23 protein-coding genes are annotated in these 20,190 nt (G+C 34.1%); all 23 read right to left on the bottom strand.

The genetic code is table 11. The features are described from left to right. Nucleotides 1-9: 9 nt before the first annotated feature. Nucleotides 10-1,935 carry a SpoIVB peptidase S55 domain-containing protein gene (locus HPRAE_RS10015; RefSeq protein WP_014554094.1) on the bottom strand — a complete coding sequence of 642 codons (1,926 nt, stop codon included), beginning with the start codon at nt 1,933-1,935 and terminating at the stop codon, nt 10-12. Nucleotides 1,936-1,958: 23 nt separating this feature from the next. After that, nucleotides 1,959-2,999 (bottom strand): rod shape-determining protein, encoded by a 1,041-nt coding sequence (mreB, locus tag HPRAE_RS10020; protein ID WP_014554095.1) that lies wholly within the window; start codon nt 2,997-2,999, stop codon nt 1,959-1,961. Between the two features lie 153 nt (nt 3,000-3,152). Continuing rightward, the gene (locus HPRAE_RS10025; RefSeq protein WP_014554096.1) at nt 3,153-4,439 is read right to left on the bottom strand and encodes a cation:proton antiporter; all 1,287 of its coding nucleotides are present in this window, start codon (nt 4,437-4,439) and stop codon (nt 3,153-3,155) included. Between the two features lie 60 nt (nt 4,440-4,499). Continuing rightward, the gene (locus HPRAE_RS10030; protein WP_014554097.1) at nt 4,500-4,964 is read right to left on the bottom strand and encodes a CBS domain-containing protein; all 465 of its coding nucleotides are present in this window, start codon (nt 4,962-4,964) and stop codon (nt 4,500-4,502) included. Between the two features lie 3 nt (nt 4,965-4,967). Then, nucleotides 4,968-5,927 (bottom strand): 1-phosphofructokinase family hexose kinase, encoded by a 960-nt coding sequence (locus tag HPRAE_RS10035; protein ID WP_014554098.1) that lies wholly within the window; start codon nt 5,925-5,927, stop codon nt 4,968-4,970. Between the two features lie 80 nt (nt 5,928-6,007). Then, entirely contained in the window at nt 6,008-7,258 is a 1,251-nt protein-coding gene (locus HPRAE_RS10040; RefSeq protein ID WP_014554099.1) for a UDP-N-acetylglucosamine 1-carboxyvinyltransferase, read from the bottom strand. Between the two features lie 77 nt (nt 7,259-7,335). Continuing rightward, entirely contained in the window at nt 7,336-7,896 is a 561-nt protein-coding gene (locus tag HPRAE_RS10045) for a YueI family protein (RefSeq protein ID WP_014554100.1), read from the bottom strand. A gap of 206 nt (nt 7,897-8,102) precedes the next feature. Continuing rightward, nucleotides 8,103-8,534, bottom strand: a complete 432-nt coding sequence (locus tag HPRAE_RS10050; RefSeq protein ID WP_014554101.1) for a F0F1 ATP synthase subunit epsilon — start codon at nt 8,532-8,534, stop codon at nt 8,103-8,105. Between the two features lie 3 nt (nt 8,535-8,537). Beyond that, nucleotides 8,538-9,950, bottom strand: a complete 1,413-nt coding sequence (gene atpD / locus HPRAE_RS10055) for a F0F1 ATP synthase subunit beta (RefSeq protein WP_014554102.1) — start codon at nt 9,948-9,950, stop codon at nt 8,538-8,540. A gap of 23 nt (nt 9,951-9,973) precedes the next feature. Next, nucleotides 9,974-10,876, bottom strand: a complete 903-nt coding sequence (gene atpG / locus HPRAE_RS10060) for an ATP synthase F1 subunit gamma (RefSeq protein ID WP_014554103.1) — start codon at nt 10,874-10,876, stop codon at nt 9,974-9,976. Nucleotides 10,877-10,878: 2 nt separating this feature from the next. Continuing rightward, nucleotides 10,879-12,459, bottom strand: coding sequence for a F0F1 ATP synthase subunit alpha (gene atpA, locus HPRAE_RS10065; protein WP_014554104.1), 1,581 nt, complete (start codon nt 12,457-12,459; stop codon nt 10,879-10,881). A gap of 1 nt (nt 12,460) precedes the next feature. Continuing rightward, nucleotides 12,461-13,021 carry an ATP synthase F1 subunit delta gene (atpH, locus tag HPRAE_RS10070; RefSeq protein WP_014554105.1) on the bottom strand — a complete coding sequence of 187 codons (561 nt, stop codon included), beginning with the start codon at nt 13,019-13,021 and terminating at the stop codon, nt 12,461-12,463. Then, nucleotides 13,018-13,518, bottom strand: a complete 501-nt coding sequence (gene atpF, locus HPRAE_RS10075; RefSeq protein WP_014554106.1) for a F0F1 ATP synthase subunit B — start codon at nt 13,516-13,518, stop codon at nt 13,018-13,020. The genes atpH and atpF overlap by 4 nt, the downstream gene beginning before the upstream one ends. A gap of 116 nt (nt 13,519-13,634) precedes the next feature. After that, on the bottom strand, nt 13,635-13,892 hold the full coding sequence (gene atpE / locus HPRAE_RS10080) for an ATP synthase F0 subunit C (RefSeq protein WP_005489336.1): 258 nt from the start codon (nt 13,890-13,892) through the stop codon (nt 13,635-13,637). Nucleotides 13,893-13,930: 38 nt separating this feature from the next. Beyond that, a complete protein-coding gene (locus HPRAE_RS10085; RefSeq protein WP_014554107.1) occupies nt 13,931-14,338 on the bottom strand; it encodes an ATP synthase subunit I in 408 nt (135 codons plus the stop codon). Between the two features lie 92 nt (nt 14,339-14,430). Further along, nucleotides 14,431-14,688 carry an ATP synthase F0 subunit C gene (atpE, locus tag HPRAE_RS10090; RefSeq protein ID WP_014554108.1) on the bottom strand — a complete coding sequence of 86 codons (258 nt, stop codon included), beginning with the start codon at nt 14,686-14,688 and terminating at the stop codon, nt 14,431-14,433. Nucleotides 14,689-14,711: 23 nt separating this feature from the next. Beyond that, the gene (gene atpB / locus HPRAE_RS10095) at nt 14,712-15,371 is read right to left on the bottom strand and encodes a F0F1 ATP synthase subunit A (RefSeq protein WP_014554109.1); all 660 of its coding nucleotides are present in this window, start codon (nt 15,369-15,371) and stop codon (nt 14,712-14,714) included. A 107-nt stretch (nt 15,372-15,478) separates the two neighbouring features. After that, nucleotides 15,479-15,700 carry an AtpZ/AtpI family protein gene (locus tag HPRAE_RS10100; RefSeq protein ID WP_014554110.1) on the bottom strand — a complete coding sequence of 74 codons (222 nt, stop codon included), beginning with the start codon at nt 15,698-15,700 and terminating at the stop codon, nt 15,479-15,481. Nucleotides 15,701-15,801: 101 nt separating this feature from the next. Continuing rightward, nucleotides 15,802-16,842: an MraY family glycosyltransferase gene (locus tag HPRAE_RS10105; RefSeq protein ID WP_014554111.1), complete on the bottom strand. Its 1,041-nt coding sequence runs from the start codon at nt 16,840-16,842 to the stop codon at nt 15,802-15,804. Nucleotides 16,843-16,963: 121 nt separating this feature from the next. Next, complete coding sequence (upp, locus tag HPRAE_RS10110) at nt 16,964-17,575, bottom strand: uracil phosphoribosyltransferase (protein WP_425357543.1); 612 nt, start codon at nt 17,573-17,575, stop codon at nt 16,964-16,966. Nucleotides 17,576-17,637: 62 nt separating this feature from the next. Continuing rightward, complete coding sequence (locus HPRAE_RS10115; protein WP_014554113.1) at nt 17,638-18,135, bottom strand: low molecular weight protein arginine phosphatase; 498 nt, start codon at nt 18,133-18,135, stop codon at nt 17,638-17,640. Next, nucleotides 18,122-19,255 carry an L-threonylcarbamoyladenylate synthase gene (locus tag HPRAE_RS10120; protein WP_014554114.1) on the bottom strand — a complete coding sequence of 378 codons (1,134 nt, stop codon included), beginning with the start codon at nt 19,253-19,255 and terminating at the stop codon, nt 18,122-18,124. The genes HPRAE_RS10115 and HPRAE_RS10120 overlap by 14 nt, the downstream gene beginning before the upstream one ends. Nucleotides 19,256-19,319: 64 nt before the next feature. Next, on the bottom strand, nt 19,320-20,189 hold the full coding sequence (gene prmC, locus HPRAE_RS10125; protein WP_014554115.1) for a peptide chain release factor N(5)-glutamine methyltransferase: 870 nt from the start codon (nt 20,187-20,189) through the stop codon (nt 19,320-19,322). Between the last annotated feature and the right edge of the window lies 1 nt (nt 20,190).

Raw genomic sequence — 20,190 nt, forward strand, 5'->3', positions numbered from 1 at the left:
ATTTTTTATTTAGTCTCTAGTCTCAACTCCTGTTGTTTCTGCTTTCTCATTTTTCTTCTCTGTTTCAACTTCAGTTTCATTTTCTGCTGTATTTTGTTCTGAATTAGAATCTGATTTAGCTGCTAAGACTTCTAAATCTAAATTCAAACTACCTTCTAAAACATAATCAGTCGCAAATCTTTCTTTAATTTGTTCTGTTTCAGTTTCTAGCTTATTTTTTCTTGGTGCAGCCAGCTCTTTTTCTTTTTTAGTTTCAGCTTTATTTTCATTTTTTTCAGCAGTATGTTCTGCTTTCTCACCTGGAGCAGTTTTACTGCTTTCCTCATAGGCTGGGGCTGCATAAGCTGGATAAAGCTGTAAAATTAAATCATTATTAGCTGGAGCCTCCAAATAACTATTTAGCATTGACTCAAAGCTTTTATGACCTTCAATCTCTGCTTCTTTTACTGACAAATCATTTTGGAGCTGACTACTAGTTTCAGGTCTCATTGTTTCTCCTGTATAACCACCATCAATAAATAAGGTTGCTAAGCCTGGCTCCATATCTTCTGGTAAAGGCAGAGTTAATTTTTTAGTTTCAGTCCCATTGCGGTAGCGATGTAAAGTAACTTCGACTTCTAGCTCATCTCCAGGATAAATTTCTTCATTTAAAACCTTAGCTTCTTGGATTAAAGCAACTTGATCATTTTGGTTAAAATCTAATTCTAATCTAATATCAATTAGATTAATTTCTTTAAAGGGATTTGTTAAAATCAAGTTTAAAAGCTGAGAAAAATCATAAAGGGCCATACTCCCAATATCTCTTTGGCTATAATACATTTCGGTTGATTCAATTTGTAATTCTGGCAAACCTCTGCCCATCACTTTGACTTTAGCAGTGGCTGTACCTCCTCCAACTCGATCTAAAGCAGAATCTACTGCTTGTAAAGCTGAACTATTTGAGAGAGCAGAAAATAACTGCTCATCATTAATTATTTGCAGGCTAACCTCTTTTAAAAGCTCTCCATTTTCTGTAATAGAGATATATAAAGGGGTAATCCGAGGAAAAGAACCTAATTTACCTGCAATACCTGCTCCCCGATCTTGAGTTACAGAACCTAAAAGTTCATTATAAGGAGAACCTAATTTAAAAGGTTGTTCTGAGCTAGGAATAATTGCATTAATCTTAGCTCTGCTCAATAAATAATTAACATTACCTCGATTTGTAAAGGGATGACCAAAAGCTAAAAAATCATCTTGGTCTACATAAGTTAAAGTTCCTATCGAAGCAACACTAATATCTCCTCTAACCAGCTGAACTGCTATTGCATCTCCAGCTTCTGGCTTTTTATCACTTGCTTTAGCTTCTGCAATTCCTGGACTAGGAACAACTTCTAAATCAAGCTCCTCTAAATTAGATTCTAATCTTTTTAAGGCCCGACCATCTATCCCGCTGACCATAATTGGACTAGAACTGCGGATAATATTTTCTCCTAAGGATTTTTCTTGTTTTTTAAAATCATAATCATCTAGTTGAGAATTAGAAGTTTTTGCTTGCTGATCTAAAAGTTTTAGCATTCTGTTAATTGGGGTAACTAAGCCATAACGATGATCACTGTTATTCCAACCATAACCAATAGCTCCAATTAATTTATCTTCAACATAGATTGGACTACCACTCATCCCAGCTGCAATACCTTCAAAATCACCTTTTTGAGCACCAGTTAATTTAATTAAAATCAAATCCTCATCTAAACTGCGGTTATCTAAAACATCAATAACTTTGATTTTAAATTTTTCTACTTCAGTTCCCGAAAAAACTGTTTTTCCATAACCGGTCATTCCAGCTTTAACTCTATTTAATGGCATAATATCTGTGGCAGCAAAAACTGGGCCATTAATTAAGATTAAGCCTATTAAAGCTAAAAATAATACTTTTCTTATTTTTTTAAACAAATTTAATCACTCTCCAGTCACTTTTAAGATAAAATGCTCTGGTCACCTGTACTTAAAACATTAGAAATCTTATCTATTTCATTTAAGGCCTGCCCTGTGCCTTCAGCTACACAGACTAAAGGGTCATCAGTTACAAAAGCCCCAACTTCTGTCCGCTGACTAATAAATTTATCTAATCCCTTAAGCAGTGAACCTCCACCTGTTAAAATAATTCCTTTTTCAACTATGTCTGCTGAAAGCTCAGGTGGTGTTTGTTCTAATACTCTTCTAGCTGCTTGAGCAATATTATCTAATAATTCTTTAAAAGCTGTATAAGTTTCTTCAGCTGTTAGTTCTATATGCCGTGGTAAGCCTGTCATCAAATCTCTACCTTTAACTTCAAATTGAGCTGAAAAATTAGGGTCAGCACTACCAATACTTAACTTTATTTCTTCAGCAGTGGCTTCTCCAATTACTAAATTATAATGTTCTCTAACATAACGAACTAGGGCCTCATCAAATTTATCTCCACCAACTCTAATTGATTTACCAACTACAATTCCACCTAAAGATAAAACAGCAATTTCGGTAGTTCCTCCACCAATATCTATAATCATATTTCCTTCTGGTTTTTCAATTTGCAAACCAGCTCCAATTGCTGCTGCTACTGGTTCTTCGATCAAAAAGGCTTTGCGGGCCCCAACTTGGACTGCTGCTTCCAAAACTGCTCTGCTTTCAACTCCTGTTACTCCAACTGGAATACAGACCATAATTAAAGGCTTAATAAATCTACTTTTAACTCCTACTTTTTTCAAAAAACTTTTGAGCATCATTTCTGCAACCTCAAAATTTGCTATTACCCCATCTTTAAGTGGTCTAATTACTTCAATATTGGCTGGAGTTCTCCCTAACATTCTACGCGCTTCTTCTCCAACTGCAATTATTTTTTTTGTATCTTTATCTAAAGCCACAAAAGAAGGCTCCTGTAGCACAATTCCTTTATCACTTTCGTAAATAATAACTGTCGCTGTCCCAAGGTCAATGGCAATCTTCTTGCTCAATTTATTCAACAGATTCAATAGCATACCCCTTCCTTAATCAACTACTTGTAAAATTTATTTAATCGACTAATTTGATTTTGAGTTTAAAACTAAGGCTAATTCTTTAATTTTAAGATTAGCAGTTGTTATTATATAATATTAATCTTAAAATGAAATTAAAAAGGACTAATTTATAATTTAATTTTCTGTTTGTGATTCTCCAGCTTTAATTACTGCATATTTAGTTAATAAAGGTCCTATAACTTCAGTTAAAGCTGCAGTTAATAATAAAGTGTTGAAAATCAAAAGCCCTATTTCTGGATCTTTAGCATATTGTTTTTGAACAGAATAAGCAAGGGCAATTGCTACTCCACTTTGAGGTAAAAGTCCTAAACCAATATATTTTTTGACAACTAAAGGTGCATCAGATATTTTAGCTGCTAAAGTTGAACCTCCAACCTTACCAATTATTCTAGCAATTAAATAAGTAAAGGCTAAAATTAAAAAGGCAGCTGAAGTCATCTCTGAGAACCTAATTTCTGTACCTGCTATAATGAAAAATAAAGCATAAAGTGGAATTGTTAAAGTATCAAGTTCTTCTGAAATTTGTAAATTCTTTTTAGCAAAGTTTCGGACTGCAAATCCAACAGCCATATTTGTAATCAAAGCTGAAAATCCCCAAAATGTTGATAAAGCTGCACTAAAAACTATAGTAGTGACTACAGTCAATATTTTTCTAGTTTTCTCACTATAAATTGTAAGTAAGTATTGAGCTAAATAACCAAAAACTAAACCAATAATAATTGAACCTAAGATTTCAGTTAAAGGGTAAAAAACTAGATCTTTAAAAGCGATTGCTCCTCCACCTTGATAATGAGAATAAGCAATTGGATTAATTAAAGAAAAAATAATTAAAGCAAGAGCATCATCTAAACCAACAACAGCCATAATAGTAGATGTTAAAGGGCCTTCTGCCTTATATTCTTTGAGCACCATTACAGTTGCAGCTGGAGCTGTAGCTGAAGCTATTGCTCCTAACAAAAGGGCCATAAAAAGTGGATAACCAAGCAAATAAATTATACCTGTAACAACTATAAAAGCGGATAAAGATTCAAATAAGGCTATATAAAATATACTTTTCCCTAATCTTTTAATTGTTTTAATTGAAAGCTCACTGCCAATTGTAAAGGCAATAAAAGCAAGGGCAATCTGGGTTAGATAATCCAAATTAGAAAGCAAAAGGCTATAAGTTTCAGCTAAATTATGATCCATAATTGGTAAAATAGAAACAACATCTGGACTTAACAAAATACCCAAAAATACATAACCAACTACAATTGGCACTCTATACTTTTTAGCTACAAAAACTATTAAAAGAGCGAAAAGTAGTAAAATTGAAATTAAATAAAGTTCTTGATTACCGATATTATTAATCACTAACCATTCTTCTATTTCATAGGCAGACAAAGCTGCTAAATAATCCATAACTTACACCTCTTTATCCTCACTGCTTAAATATTTTTTTAAAAATAACTTTATTTTAACTTAATTACTGTCTTCTGTTTGAGCTTCATCTAATAAATAATGGAGTAGATTAGATCTTTCGATAAAACCTCGCAAAAAACCTTTTTCATTTGTAACAAAAAGCAGAGATTCTTTATTGTTTAGCATAATATCGGCAACTTTTTTCATTTCACTATCTTCTGTAACTGCATCCCGATTATGAGCCATATATTTTTCTACACTTTCATCTTTAACATACTTTAAATTCTCAACTGCTTCGTTAACTTCATAAAAAAGACGACTACTATCTAAAAAACCAAAACTTTCAGGAATGATATTTTTAAGAATATTGTTACTATATATTGTGCCTACAAATTGATTTTGATGGTCAACTACAGGCAAAACTGACTGCTCTGAGCGGTACATTAAAATTATTGCTTTACAAATATTATCATCTGGAGCAACTGAGTTCATTGTTCTAATCATATAGTCTTTAACTTTGCTCATCTGCTACACCTCCAGCTTTTTGATTTCAATTCGATCAAGAAAAGAGTGAAAATCTTTGGCCTCAGTTAAATAAATATTTTCATTTTCTGCAATCCATAAAGCTGCTGCTGCAGCTCTTTTATTTGCTTCTAAAAAATCAAAGTCTGCTTTCCCATTTTGAAAAGCATAATCTAGATAAGCTGCATTATAGGCATCACTTGCACCTAACCAATTAATTATACAATAGCCTTTAGGTGATAGCTGATATACCTGGCCATCTTGGTCAAAAACTAAACGATCACAGTGAAAAGGAATCATAACTTTTTTAGCACCCATTTCTTGCATTTTGCGTCCAACTTTAATATAGTCTTCTTTTTGATCCATTTTTTGGTCTAAAATAGTTTTGTGATGTTTAAAATAGGGTGTTAAAACATCTGGTTCTGCTGCTAAAGCCAGCTTAAGTGCTTCTCCACTTGCTTGTAAAAATACATGTTTACCTGCTGCTTTAGCAATTTTAATTAAGCGTTGATAAATATCAAAATTGACTCCTTCTGGAACTGAACCTGACATTAAAATACAGTTACTTTCAGAAATAGACCTCTTAAAACGAATTATTAATTCTTCCACATCTGCTTTTTCAACTCGGTAAGTATAATCATTATATTGGGTATAAGTAGCTGGATTACGACCTATAACTTTAACATTATTGCGAATTTCTTTTTCAGTGTGAATATAATTACTAATTATATTATGTTTTTGAACCATTTTTTGAAAAAATAAGCCCTGTTTACCACCAACAAAACCAATATTTTGTACATCTTGATAGCCTAAAGCTTTAAAATTAATTGCACTGATTAAGCCTTTACCTCCAGGATAAACTTTTAGATCCTGATGATTATAGATAAACTGATTTTTCATAACTTCGTTTGTCTCAACAAAATATTCGCGGTCAATTGCGGGGTTAAGAGTAACTGTTGTAATCAATTTCTTCACCACCTTATTTTTTTAAAAGCAAAGCCATTTTCAAAACAGAAAACCGCTGAAATATCAGCGGCAGGTTTTATTTACTCAGATACTTTATTTATGGAAGCTCCAACTTGGGAGAGCTTTTTTTCTATATTTTCATAGCCGCGCTCTACATGGTAAATATCTCTAACTTCAGTTTGGCCTTCAGCAGCCAGACCAGCTAAAATAAGGGCAGCTCCTGCTCTTAAGTCTGTAGCCTTTACTTCAGCACCTGACAAGCGACCAGGTTTGATTAAAGCACTATGTCCATCAATCTTAATATTTGCTCCCATTCTTTTTAATTCATCAACATGCATAAAGCGATTTTCCCAAACGGTTTCAATGATTAAACTTGTTTCATCAGCCTGAGTCAAAAGGGCCATCATTTGTGACTGCATATCTGTTGGAAAACCAGGATAAGGCAAAGTTTTAACGTCAACTGCTTTTAAATCTTTAGTTGCTTTGACTCTCACACCTGCTATATCTTCTTCAACTACAATTCCCATCTCATGCATTTTAGCAATTAATGGTTTTACATGTTCAGTCAAAACATTTCTCACAAAAACATCACCTGCTGTGATAGCAGAGGCAATCATATATGTACCTGCTTCAATTCTATCAGGTATAATCCGATGCTCAACTCCATGCATCTCATCTACACCTTCAATTTTTATAATATCTGTACCTACACCTTTAATTTTAGCGCCCATAACAGTCAAAAAGTTAGCTAAATCAACAATTTCTGGTTCTCGGGCTGCATTTTCAATTATTGTTTGACCTTCGGCGCGACTAGCAGCAATCATAATATTAATAGTGGCCCCTACACTTGGATAATCCAAATAAATATCTGCCCCGCTTAATTTATTTGCCTTAACATCAACTACTCCGTGATCTAAATTAACCTCTGCTCCTAGAGCTCTAAAACCTTTTAAGTGGAGATCAATGGGGCGATTACCTATATTACAACCTCCAGGCAAAGTTGTTCTGGCATGGCCAGACTTAGCTAGCATTACTCCTAAAATATAGTAGGAAGCCCTTAATTTCCGAGCTAAATTATGATCAGCTTCTGTCTTATTAACTAGCCTAGGATCAATTGTAATTTGATTTTTATTAGTTTCTACTTTTGCTCCCATATCACGAATAATACTACATAAATTTGTTACATCTCTCAGCCGAGGAATATCAGTTAAAATTACTTCAGAATCAGCAAGTAATGAAGCTGCTATAATCGGCAAAGCTGCATTTTTTGCTCCTCCAACTTTAATTTCTCCAGCAAGTGAGTTTAAACCTTCAATAACATACTTTTCCACCTCTAAAAGCCCCTTTCTTAAAATCGTGGCTTTAAAGGCCGCTTAAAATTTATATCATTATTCAAACTAAATGACAGTTATTTTTGGCAGCCTGCACAGCCTGTACCTAATAATCTATCGAATATACCGGCTTTTTTATAATTAATCTTTTCTTCCGGCGCTTTTTCCATTAATTCTTGCCAACAATCACTGCAGAGCAAAGAGCCTGCATTCTTTATAATATTATCAGATAAGCCTTTCTTTTGCAACTTTTCTTCTCTTTTTGGAATCTGAGCAAATTGCTGTGATACTGCACCTTTTCCAGCAACTGCCAAAGCTATATTTCCCTTAAAATCAGGAGAATTTTTTCGGGTAAATCTCAAGCCTTCAGCTCGGGCCAATTTTATATAATCTGAAATATATCTTTTGGCTATATCACCTCTAATAATTAACTTTGCTGCTTCAGGATGTGCTAAAGCTTCTTTTATTTCAGGATAGATAGCCTTTTCTTTAATTTGAGCTTCAGTTAAATAAGCAATAATTCTTTCTTCAAACTCACCTAAAAATCTATTTTTTTCGCCTTTTTTTAGTTCTGGGGCTCCAAAAGCTCCATTACGGGCTGTTTTTTCTAATTTACTTTCTCCATTCTTAGAATTCATAGTCTTCCCTCCTATTTTTATTTTAACATTTATTTTCCCTCAACTGCAACTAATCTTTTAATTAAAAATTAGCTGCTTGATCTCCACCATTAAGCTAAACGAATCTTTTTCAGCTAAATTTGGCAAAAGAAAAAGGCCCCACAAGGGACCTTCTCCATTTATTTATAGTTATTTATAGTTATTTATAGTTATTTATAGTTTTATTTTTACAAACGATCATAACTGTGATCACTATGACCAGCTGCTTTTAATCTAGCTTTAGCTCTATCATAAGCTGCTTCAGCGCGAGCAAAATCAATGTTTTCTTGATCTTTCTCTAGTTTTTCTTCAGCTCTTGCTTGAGCAGCTTGAGCTCTATCAATATCAATTTCTTCTGGCAGTTCAGCTGTGCGAACAACCAAATTAATCTGATTTGGCTGAACTTCCATAAAACCTTCACTAATGGCTAATTGAAGTTCTTCGCCTCCTTTAACAATTCTCACAACTCCAATTTTCATTGCAGTTACTAAAGGAGCATGATTAGGTAAAATTCCAATCAAACCATCAATTGCTGGTGCTTCTATTAAATCAACTTCTTCACTGTAAACTAATTTTTGTGGTGTAACTACATCAAGCTGAATTTTTGGTTCAGCAGCCATTGGCTACTCACCTTCTTCCAGCTGTTTAGCTTTTTCTACTGCATCTTCGATAGTACCTACCATATAAAAAGCTTCTTCTGGTAAGTCATCATAACGACCTTCTAAAATACCCTTAAAGCCGCGAATTGTGTCATCTAACTCAACATATTTACCAGGAGTTCCAGTAAACTGTTCTGCTACAAAGAAGGGCTGTGATAAGAATCTTTCAATTCTACGGGCTCTATTTACAACTATTTTATCTTCTTCAGAAAGCTCATCCATACCTAAAATAGCAATAATGTCCTGTAAATCTTTATATTCCTGTAAAATTTCCTGTACTTCTCTTGCCACATCATAATGCTCATCTCCAATAATTCTTGGATCTAAAATATTAGAGGTTGAATCAAGTGGATCAACAGCAGGATAAATTCCTTTTTCTACAATATCTCTAGAAAGTACTGTTGTCGCATCTAAGTGAGCAAATGTTGTTGCAGGAGCAGGGTCAGTCAAGTCATCTGCAGGTACATATACTGCCTGTACAGAAGTGATTGATCCTTTTTTAGTTGAAGTAATTCTTTCCTGTAAGGTACCAACATCATAAGCTAATGTTGGCTGATAACCTACAGCTGAAGGCATTCTACCTAAAAGAGCAGATACCTCAGATCCAGCCTGAATAAAACGGAATATATTATCAATAAATAATAATACATCCTGACCGGCTTCATCACGGAAATACTCAGCCATTGTTAACCCTGTTAGTCCTACTCGCATCCGGGCTCCAGGTGGTTCGTTCATCTGACCAAAAACCATAGCTACTTTGTCTAAAATATCAGCTTCCTGAAATTCTAACCAAAGGTCATTACCTTCTCTAGTTCTTTCTCCTACCCCAGAGAAGACTGAATAACCACCATGTTCTGTTGCAATATTATTAATTAATTCCTGGATAAGTACTGTTTTACCTACACCAGCACCACCAAATAAACCTACTTTACCACCACGTGTATAAGGTGCTAAAAGGTCAATTACTTTAATTCCTGTTTCAAAAAGTTCTGTAGAAGATTCCTGTTCTTCAAATTTAGGTGCAGGTCTGTGAATAGGCATTCTTTCATCTGTACCAACCTCACCTCGATTATCAATAGTTTCTCCTAAAACATTAAAAACTCTACCCAGTACAGCTTCACCTACTGGAGCACTGATTGGGTCTCCCTGATCAACAGCTTCCATCCCTCTAACTAAACCATCTGTTGAGGACATAGCAACTGAACGAACTCTATCATCACCAAGCTGCTGCATTACTTCACAGGTTAAATCTATTTCTTTTTCTTGATTTTCTATTTTAATAGCATTATAAATCTTTGGTAATTTTCCATCCGGAAATTCAATGTCAACTACCGGACCAATAACCTGAACTACTCTACCAATGTTCTGGTCACTCACGCAAATTCCTCCTTTATAAAACTTTATTTAAGTGCCTCTGCTCCACCAACAATTTCTGTAATTTCTTTGGTGATCTCTGCCTGACGGGCTCTGTTATATTTCAGTGTTAACTTATCTATCATTTCATTTGCATTATCTGTAGCAGAATCCATGGCAGTCATTCGGGCACCAAATTCACTTGCTTTAGATTCTAAAAGAGCTGAATAAATAACATTAATTAAATACTGTGGTAAAATATTATTAAAAACTTCTACTGGAGAAGGCTCAAATATATAATCTACCTCAAACTCAGCTTCTTCTTTTTCATTTTCTACTTTATTTTCAGCTTCTGTCTCAGCTGCTGCTGGCTGATCAGAAAAGTCTTCCAATGGCAAAAGCTGCATTTTCTTAACTGACTGACTAATAGCAGAATTAAAATGAGTATAAATCAAAGAGACTTTATTCACATCTTCTGCTTCAAAATGATGTATTATTTCATCAGCAAGATTATTAGAAAAACCATAACCAGGATAATCATCAAGTTGAACATATTCAGCCATAATATCTACATCACGCCGGCCAAAATAATCACGAGCTTTACGCCCTAAAACCAGAAGTGAAACTTCTGCTTCAGCTTCTAAAATTTCTTCAGCAGCTCCAATCACATTATGATTATAAGCTCCACAGAGACCTCTGTCACCTGTAATAACAATTACTAAGTGCCTACCTTCTTCTCTTTCAGCCAATAAAGGATGTGCTAATTCTTTGGTCCGAGAAAATACTTCCTCTAAGACTTCTACAGTTTTATTGAAAAAAGGTCTGGCAGCTTCTGCCCTATCTTGAGCATTTTGCAATTTAGCGGCAGCAACCATTTTCATGGCTCTAGTAATTTTTTTAGTGTTTTTTACACTTCCAATTCGCCGCTGAATATCTCGCATATTCTGCATTGTTATTTCACCTCAGCTTCCTCTGCTTCGGTATCAGATTCCTTAGAATCCAAATCTACAATAGTATTTTTCTTAACCTGGAACATTTCTTTAAACTCATTTACCATCTTATTTAATTTATCTTTAAGTTCATCTGATAATTTTCCAGATTCTAGTATTTCATCTTTAACTTCAGCATAATTAGTATCAACAAAATTTAGGTATTCTTCTTCAAAACGGCCTAAGTTATCAACTGGCAGGTCATCTAAATGACCATTAGTTACTGTATAAATAACTATTACCTGTTCAGCTACTGGCATTGGAGAATATTGTTTTTGCTTTAAAATTTCTACTATTCTTTCTCCTCGGGCCAACTTTTGCTGAGTTGATTTATCAAGATCAGAACCAAACTGAGAAAAAGCCTCTAGCTCACGGTACTGAGATAAATCCAGTCTTAAAGTACCAGCAACATCTTTCATGGCCTTAATCTGAGCATTACCACCAACACGAGAAACAGAAATACCTACGTTAACAGCAGGTCTTACACCTGAGAAGAATAATTCACTTTCTAAGTAAATCTGGCCATCAGTAATCGAAATTACATTTGTTGGAATATAAGCAGAAACATCTCCAGCTTGTGTTTCAATAATTGGCAGAGCTGTTAAAGAACCTCCACCTAAATCATCATTTAACTTAGCAGCACGCTCTAATAAACGTGAGTGTAAGTAAAATACATCACCAGGATAAGCTTCACGTCCAGGTGGTCTTCTTAAAAGAAGTGACATTGAACGATAAGCAACTGCATGTTTTGAAAGATCATCATAAACAACTAAAACATCTTTATCATCTTCATACATAAAATGCTCACCCATAGCACAGCCGGCATAAGGTGCGATATATCTAATTGGAGCTGGCTCACTAGCTGTAGCGGAAACTACTATAGTATAGTCCATTGCTCCTTCTTCTTTTAATCTCTCTGTAAGCTGAGCCACAGTTGAGTTTTTCTGCCCAATAGCTACATAAATACAGATTACATCATTATCTTTTTGGTTAATAATTGTATCAATTCCAATTGCTGTTTTACCAGTTTGACGGTCACCAATAATTAACTCACGCTGACCTCTACCAATTGGAGTCATTGCATCAATTGATTTTAAACCAGTCTGTAAAGGTACTTCTACTGGCTGACGCTCAACTACACCAGGTGCTTCTGATTCTACAGGACGATATGTATCACTTTCAATTGCCCCTTTACCATCAAGTGGTTGACCTAAAGGATTAACTACTCTACCTAATAAAGCATCTCCTACAGGAACCTCTACCACTCTACCGGTTCTTTTTACATCATCACCTTCTGCAATTAATGTTTCGTCACCGAGTAAAACAACCCCGATATTATCTTCTTCAAGGTTTAAAGCCATTCCAAAAACTTCATTGGGAAATTCCAATAACTCTCCAGACATAGCATCCTTCAGACCGTAAACATGTGCAATACCATCTCCAACATCAAGCACGGTACCTACACCTACGGATTCTAATTTTTGACCATAATTTTCTATTTCTTTTTTGATAATTGAACTTATTTCTTCAGGTCTCAGTTTCAAATTAATTCACCCCTAACTTACTTACTGGAATCGATTTAAGCTTCTGCTCTAAGGAACTAAGTCCATTCCGCAGACTACCATCAATAATATAATCTTCTATTTTTAAAACAATACCAGCAATGATTTCTTCATCAATTTTATTTTCGATTTTAATATTATAATCTAATAATGAATTTAGTTTTTCTTTCAACTTAGCAAGAATTGAATCATCTAGTTCTACAGCTGAAGTTACCTTAACATGTAAAATACTTTCAGCATCATCAACTAAATTATTAAATTCTTTGATAATTGATTCTAAAAAGAATTCTCTTCTTTTATCAATTAAAATAAAAAGAAAATGCAAGATATCATCACTTAACTCTTCTGCAAAAATTTCATTTAGAGTTCTCTTTTTATCAGCTGGCATTATCCGCTGATGAAAAAGAAGTTGATTTAAATCCTCATTTTCCAGCACAAGCTGCCAGAATTCTGCCAGAGAATCTTTTAATTCTAAAAGGTTTTCATGGTCTTTTCCCAGCGCAAATAATGCTCTACTGTATTTAGAGGCTACCTCATTTTTCATTGTAGCTCACCCATTTTCTCTTTATCCAGATCATCTATAAAACTCATAATCATCTGTTGATGTTTTTCTTTGTCTAACTGCTCCTGGATTAGATTGTTTGCTGCCAAAATTGTATAGTCAGCAAGACTGTCTCTAAGTTCAGCAGTTGCTTCCTTTTTAGCCTGTTCTATTTCTTCTAACTTCTTGGCCTTTAAATTCTCAGCTTTTTCTTCTGCCTCATTTATAATTTCTTTAGCTTTTTTATTTGCTCTTGTTTCGGCATTATCTATAATTTCTTGGGCTTCACTATGAGCTTCTTTAAGCTTTTGCTCATATTTAGCCTTCAATTCTTCTGCTTCTTTTCTTCTTGCTTCAGCATCATCTAAATCACCATTAATTTGGGCTGCTCTTTGATCAAGCATACCTTTAATTGGTGCATAAAGAAATTTGCGCAATAAAAAGAGAAGAACAAAAAAGTTAACTAACTGCCATAACATTGTAGTATTAATATTAACCAAGAGTACATTCACCTCCTGAAATATAGTGACCCATCTCAACGATGGGAAAATAGTCATTAATTATAGTAAGCACTATTAAGCCAGGAGATCACTCTCCCGACTTAATTTACACTTTACTATATTGTAAAGATTAAAACAATGGCAATAACCAGAGAATAAATACCTGTTGACTCAGCAACAGCCTGACCTAAAAGCATAGTTGTAATAATATTACCTCTAGCTTCTGGATCTCTAGCTACAGATTCTACAGCTTTACCAGCTGCATAACCCTGACCAATACCAGGACCGATACCTGCAATCATTGCAAAACCTGCTCCTAATAGGGCTGATGCTCTAATAACTGTGTCAATAACTTCTGGTGCGAATTCTACCATTATAATCTCCTCCTTTCGGTTTTAAAAAACAAAAATTATTATTTATACTCATCAAATTTACTTTGAAAAGTATCCTTCAATAAATCAACAATTGACCACATTATAACTACAAATTTAATCATAAATAGTCCAACTGCTGCAGCCATAAAATCTAAATTAAGATTTTTAGCTGCACTAAAAAGCACTGCAAAATAGAGGGCATATTCTATAAAGTAGCGATTACGAATAAATTTTTCAGCTGACTCTTCTTCCATACTCAATGCCCTAATTATGTTATTATATTTTAATCTTAAAAGAAGGGTAGCAATTACAAGACCAAAAACAAAGCCAAATAAAATATCAAACTCTCCTGCTAAAAGGGATGAGCAGATAGGTAGTAGTGAAAACAAATAAGTTGCTTTTAAAATTTTAATTTGAACTTTTTTTGGATCATTAATATCTTTCATTAAATACTCCCTTTAATCATTATTTGGTCTTTTAAACTAGAACTTCAATTAAGAATTAAAAACTATAATTAAAACTAGACTTTAAAAATAAATTAAACTCCAAAAATTAAAAAGATCGCTATTACAAGAGAATAAATGCCTGTTGAGCCAGAAATTACCTGACCTAATAACATTGTCGTAATAATTGATCCTCTAGCCTCTGGCTGTCTTCTCACAGCAGATGTTGCTTTACCTGCAGCAAAACCCATACCTATACCTGGGCCAACTCCAGCAATCAAAGCAGCTCCTGCAGCAATATAAGAGGCAGTTGTAATAACTGTTTCGGCTACTTCTGGTGAAAATTGAATCATTATTTGCCTCCTTTCCTCAAACTCTAAGACTTAGCAACAGAAATATAGGCAATTGCAACCATTCCAAAAATCAAGGCCTGAATCATGCCAACAAAAAAATCAAACCAAGCATGTAAAGGAACGGGAATTAAAGGTGGGGCGGCCTGATAAATTAAAGTAATAATGATTCCACCACCAACTATATTTCCAAAAAGACGAAAAGAATGAGAAATTGGTTTAGCTAACTCACCAATAACATTAATTGGCAGTAGAAAAATTACGGGTTCTGCAAAACCTTTAATATAACCCCAAACTCCAAATTCTCTCATACCTTCGTATTGAACTACTACAAAGACAACTAAAGCAAGGCCTAAAGTAGTGTTCAAATCTCCAGTTGGACTGGGTAGACCAGGTACAAGGCCAATTAAATTACTAAAGCCTACATAAATAAAAATTGTTGCAATAAAAGGAAGAAACCTCCAGCCCTCGCCTGGCAGCATTGGCTCAATCTGTTTATAAATTAATTCTACAATTGTTTCAGCAACATTTTGTTTGCCTTCAGGTCTAACTTTTAAATTTGAAGTTAGATATTTTGCTAAAATTAAAATAATTACTACAGAAAGCCAGCCAACCAATAGAGTATCACTTACTGGAAGATATTCTTTTCCAAACAAATAAAATTGTATCTGTGGACCTGGATTCAAAATGCTTCCTCCTCTCTTCAAAATAATTCGAATAAAGTTTTGAACATAAATTTAAAATCTTAAAAAAATTTAACTAAAAAACAAAATAATCAGAAAATATTTTTTATTTAATCATCTAAGGTTGAGATCAAAAGCTTATAAACAGAGTAAAAACCTGAGGCCAGACCAATAATCAGGCCCAGGATCTGAAAAAACAACTCAAAGTTTAACCAATTATCGATTAAATAGCCCATCCCAAAACCAAGACCAGCTGAAATAATTATAATTAAACCCACTTCTGTTAAAAGTGAAAGTCCCTGCATAATTTGGCGCCAATCTTTATTATTCATTTTCACCTTACCTTTTTAATATTTTATTATATTAAAAGCAAAGATGCAAGTCTAATTGTGAAATTTTCAACAAAGTTTTTCTAAAATTTAATTGCTCTTAATCAACTATCCTCTAAAGAACAGCCTTCTTGTGGTAACTCAACTGAGAAAATACCTAATTTTTTAGCTCCATAAATTACTATTAAAATTACAGAAATGAAAATTATCAAAGCTTGATCAAATTTAATTCCATTAATAATAAAGGCAATTGTGCCTAAAATAGAACTAATTAAATAAACCGAAATTACAGCTTGTTTTTGGTTCATCCCAATTGCAAGTAAACGATGATGAAGATGGCCGTGATCTGCTTCTCCTATTGGACGATCATTAAAGATCCGCCTCACAATAGCAAAAGTTGTATCTAAAATAGGTACAGCTAAAGCTAGCATTGGCACAAAGATTGTTACTGCTGCTGCACTTTTTAAAGCACCAGTAATTGAGACAGCAGCTATAATATAGCCAATAAACATCGAACCAGTATCTCCCATAAAAATCTGGGCTGGGTTAAAATTGTAGCGTAAAAAACCTAAACAGCTGCCAGCAAGTAAAACTGCTAACATCGGTGCCAGAAGCAGCCCTTCCTGTAAAGCAACAGCAAATAAGGTTAAAACTGCAATAATCGAGACACCCGCTGCCAGACCATCTAAACCATCAATTAAATTAATGGTATTGATAATACTAACAATCCAAAACACTGTAAAAGGTATAGCATAAATCCCAAGGTAAATAAAACCTCCCAAAGGATTAGTAATAAAATTAATTCTAACTCCATAATAAACCAAAATCAAAGCCCCAATTATTTGGGCACTAAATTTTAGTGGAGCTGAAATTTCAAACTTATCATCTAATAGTCCTAAAATCAGCATAAAACTTCCACCAACTATAATTCCAGTAATAGTATTATTTATTGGCAAAAAGAATTTCAGGGGAATCATAAAAGCAAGATAAATCGCCACTCCACCTGAGCTAGCTACAACTTTAGTATTTATTTTTCTTTGTCCCGGCTGATCAACAAAATTAAAATGTTTTGCTAATCTAATAATAACCGGGGTTATCAATAATGATAGTAATAATGAGCTAATAAAAGCTGCCAGATAAAGCAATTATCTTACCCCCTATTTGAGAGCACCAACCTTTTAAACAATTAGTTAAAGCAATTATTTAAACTAATTTTAGCTTCAAGTGTTTTGACTATATTTAAAACAGCTGGTGCTAATTTAATTTCTATTTAGTACCGTAAAGTCTATCTCCTGCATCACCAAGACCAGGCACAATATAAGCGTGGTCATTAAGCTTTTCATCTAAAGCAGCAGTCCAAATATCAATATCTGGATGAGCAGCCTGTAATTTCTTAATTCCTTCAGGTGCAGCTACTAAAACCATAAACTTAATGCTGCGGGGATTTCTTTTTTTAATAAATTTAATTGCTTCCATAGCTGTATTACCAGTAGCTAACATCGGATCTACTACTAATAAATCTCTTTCTTCAACATCTGTTGGCAGTTTACAATAATATTCTACTGCTTCTAAAGTTTCAGGCTCTCTATATAAACCAATATGTCCTACTCTAGCAGCTGGAATTAGTTTTAAAACTCCATCCAACATTCCTAAACCGGCCCTTAAAATAGGGACAATCCCCATTTTCTTACCAGAAATCATTTTGAACTTAGCCTTAGTTATTGGTGTTTCAATCTCAACATCTTCTAAAGGAAGATCTCTAGTCACCTCATAAGCCATTAAAGTTGCTACCTCATCAGCAAGTTCTCTAAACTCTTTCGGGCCAGTATTTTTGTCCCTCATCAACGCTACTTTGTGTCTGATTAATGGATGTTCCATTACATGTAATTCACTCAAAATAATTTCTCCTCTCATATTTATATTATTCTACTTAAAAAACTTTAATCCTGCTTTGATAAATCAAACTTCTTTAGATTTTCCAATAAAAATTCCAAATTAGCTTTGATCTCATCTCTTGTTGCTCTATAGACTGCTTCTGATAAACCAAAAGGATCCTGAATATCTTTATTCTCAGAATCTAAACCACTTAATTCTTTTAAAGTAAAAACCTTATCAGATAAATTCGGATAATCTAAAACTAAAGCCCGACTGTGTTTCCGGGTCATAGTAATAATTAAATCCTGCTCTTCTAATTCTATATCTGCTAAACTATGTGAAATATGACCTTCAAGTTCAATTCCAAGCTCTGCCATGACATTTTTTACTTTAGCATTAGCTTCTGCTCCTTTAACAGCAGATATACCAGCAGAAATAATTTGCCAATTCTCTAATTTTAAGTCATCTCGCTGTCTAATCATAGCTTTTAATAAATATTCGGCCATTGGACTCCGACAAGTATTTCCTGTGCAAACAAATAAAATCTTTTTAATTGTCTCCACCTCCCGGCTGAGAATATTCTTCAGCTGCGGCTGCTTTCTGTATTCTATTCATTACTGCCTCACCAATTCCTTGAGCAGCTAATTCTTCTATGTAAATTTCTTCTACCTCAGGATCAGCATCTAAACTCCGCATTAAAGCAAAAAGTTTTTGAGCTAATTCTGCTGGCTTTTGATGGCTGAAGACTTTAAGTACTTTTAAATTTTTAGTTGGCAGCTGATAATTATCTAATTTAGAATTTCTAGCACTGATAATCGCAATTTTTTTGCTTTCTGCTTTTTTCAGAGCTTTTTTTAAGATAAAAAGTTTATCTTCAAAATTAAAAGTATATAGTTTTTTATTTGGAGCATAATGACGGTATTTCATCCCTGGTGCCACAGCAGTATCATCTTTAAGATCTGCTGCAAGCAGCACTTCTTCTCCTAAAAAATCGGCAATTTCTTGGCGGCTAATCCCACCTGGTCTTAAAACTTTAACCTGAGCTGAGCGCAAATCGACAACAGTTGACTCAACCCCAACTTGACAAGGACCTCCATCTAAAATCAAAGGTATTTTGCCTTTTAAATCATGATAGACATGTTCTGCTTGAGTTGGACTGGGAAAACCAGAAGTATTAGCGCTTGGAGCTGCCAGAGGCAGACCTGAGCTTTCTATAACTGCCAAAATAAGTGGATGAGCTGGCATCCGAATAGCAATTGTTTCTAAACCAGCTGAAGTTAGATTAGGAACTTTTTTACTTTTAGGAAAAATAATAGTCAAAGGTCCAGGCCAAAAGTGATCCATCAAAGCCTGTGTTTTGGCTGTTATTTTCGCTGCTGTTAATTCTTTTAGCTGAGCTTGGTCCGCAATATGAACAATCAAAGGATTATCTTGGGGACGACCCTTAGCTGCAAAAATTTTGCTGACTGCTTTTGGTGATAAAGCATTTGCTGCTAAACCATAAACAGTTTCTGTAGGTAGAGCTACTAATTGATTTTGACTTAAAAGTTCGGCTGCTTTTAAAATTACTTCATCTGTCTTTAATTTAGATCTCAGCTGCGAATTATTAGCCAATTTTGCCTGAGCTAAAGTTTTGAATTCATTTTGATATTTTGTCTGCTTTATTTTAGTCTTAAATTTCATTTTTCTCACCTATTTTAGAGCTAAAACCTGCTCTATATTTTAGCAAATCTAATTTTAATAAATTTTATTCAGCTTCTTTTTCTTTAAAAAGAGCAGAAACAATTCTATCATTTTCTGAATAATCTTTTTCAACTTCAATTTCGGACCAATTTGCTCCAAAGATTTCTCTTACTGCTGCTGCCTGTTGATAACCTATTTCTAAAAATAATTTACCACCATTTTTAAGTACTTTTTCGGCTTCTGGAATTAAACGGCGGTAAAAATCCAAACCATCTTTACCGGCTACTAAGGCCTTTTTCGGTTCTTTTTTTACTTCTGGGGCTAAAGTTTCCATTTCTGCTTCAGTGATATAGGGTGGATTAGATACTAAAATATCAATACCCTTAATTTCTCTTTTAATAAATTCTTTTAATAAATCACTTTTTAGGATGCTCATCCGTTCTGTTAAATCATGTTTTTTCATGTTTTGTCGTGCAATTTTAAGAGCTGAATTAGAAATATCTGTTCCCACAACTTTGGCTTTTTGTAAATAATGGGCTAAGCTAACAGCAATGGCCCCACTGCCAGTACAGACATCAATAATTTGAGGTGTTTTAAGCCCCTGTTGACGGCAGTATTTTATTACTTTTTCAACTAAATTTTCAGTATCAGGTCGAGGAATTAAAACTCCAGGCTCAACTTTGAATTCTAAAGACATAAATTCTTTTTTTTGGATAATATAAGCTACTGGAATTCTTTGGGCCCGTTTTTTTATCATTTCTCGATATTTATCAATTTCTCTACTTTTTAGTGGATAATCATATTTAACATAAAGATTAATTCTTTCCATATCTAAAAGATCTGCCATCAGCACTTCTGCATCAAGCCTCGAACTTTTTATTCCCTGAGCAGCTAAAAATTGATCACTGCGCTTAAGAAGTTCTTTTATATTCACT

The organism is Halanaerobium praevalens DSM 2228, assembly GCF_000165465.1.
Lineage (GTDB): Bacteria > Bacillota > Halanaerobiia > Halanaerobiales > Halanaerobiaceae > Halanaerobium > Halanaerobium praevalens.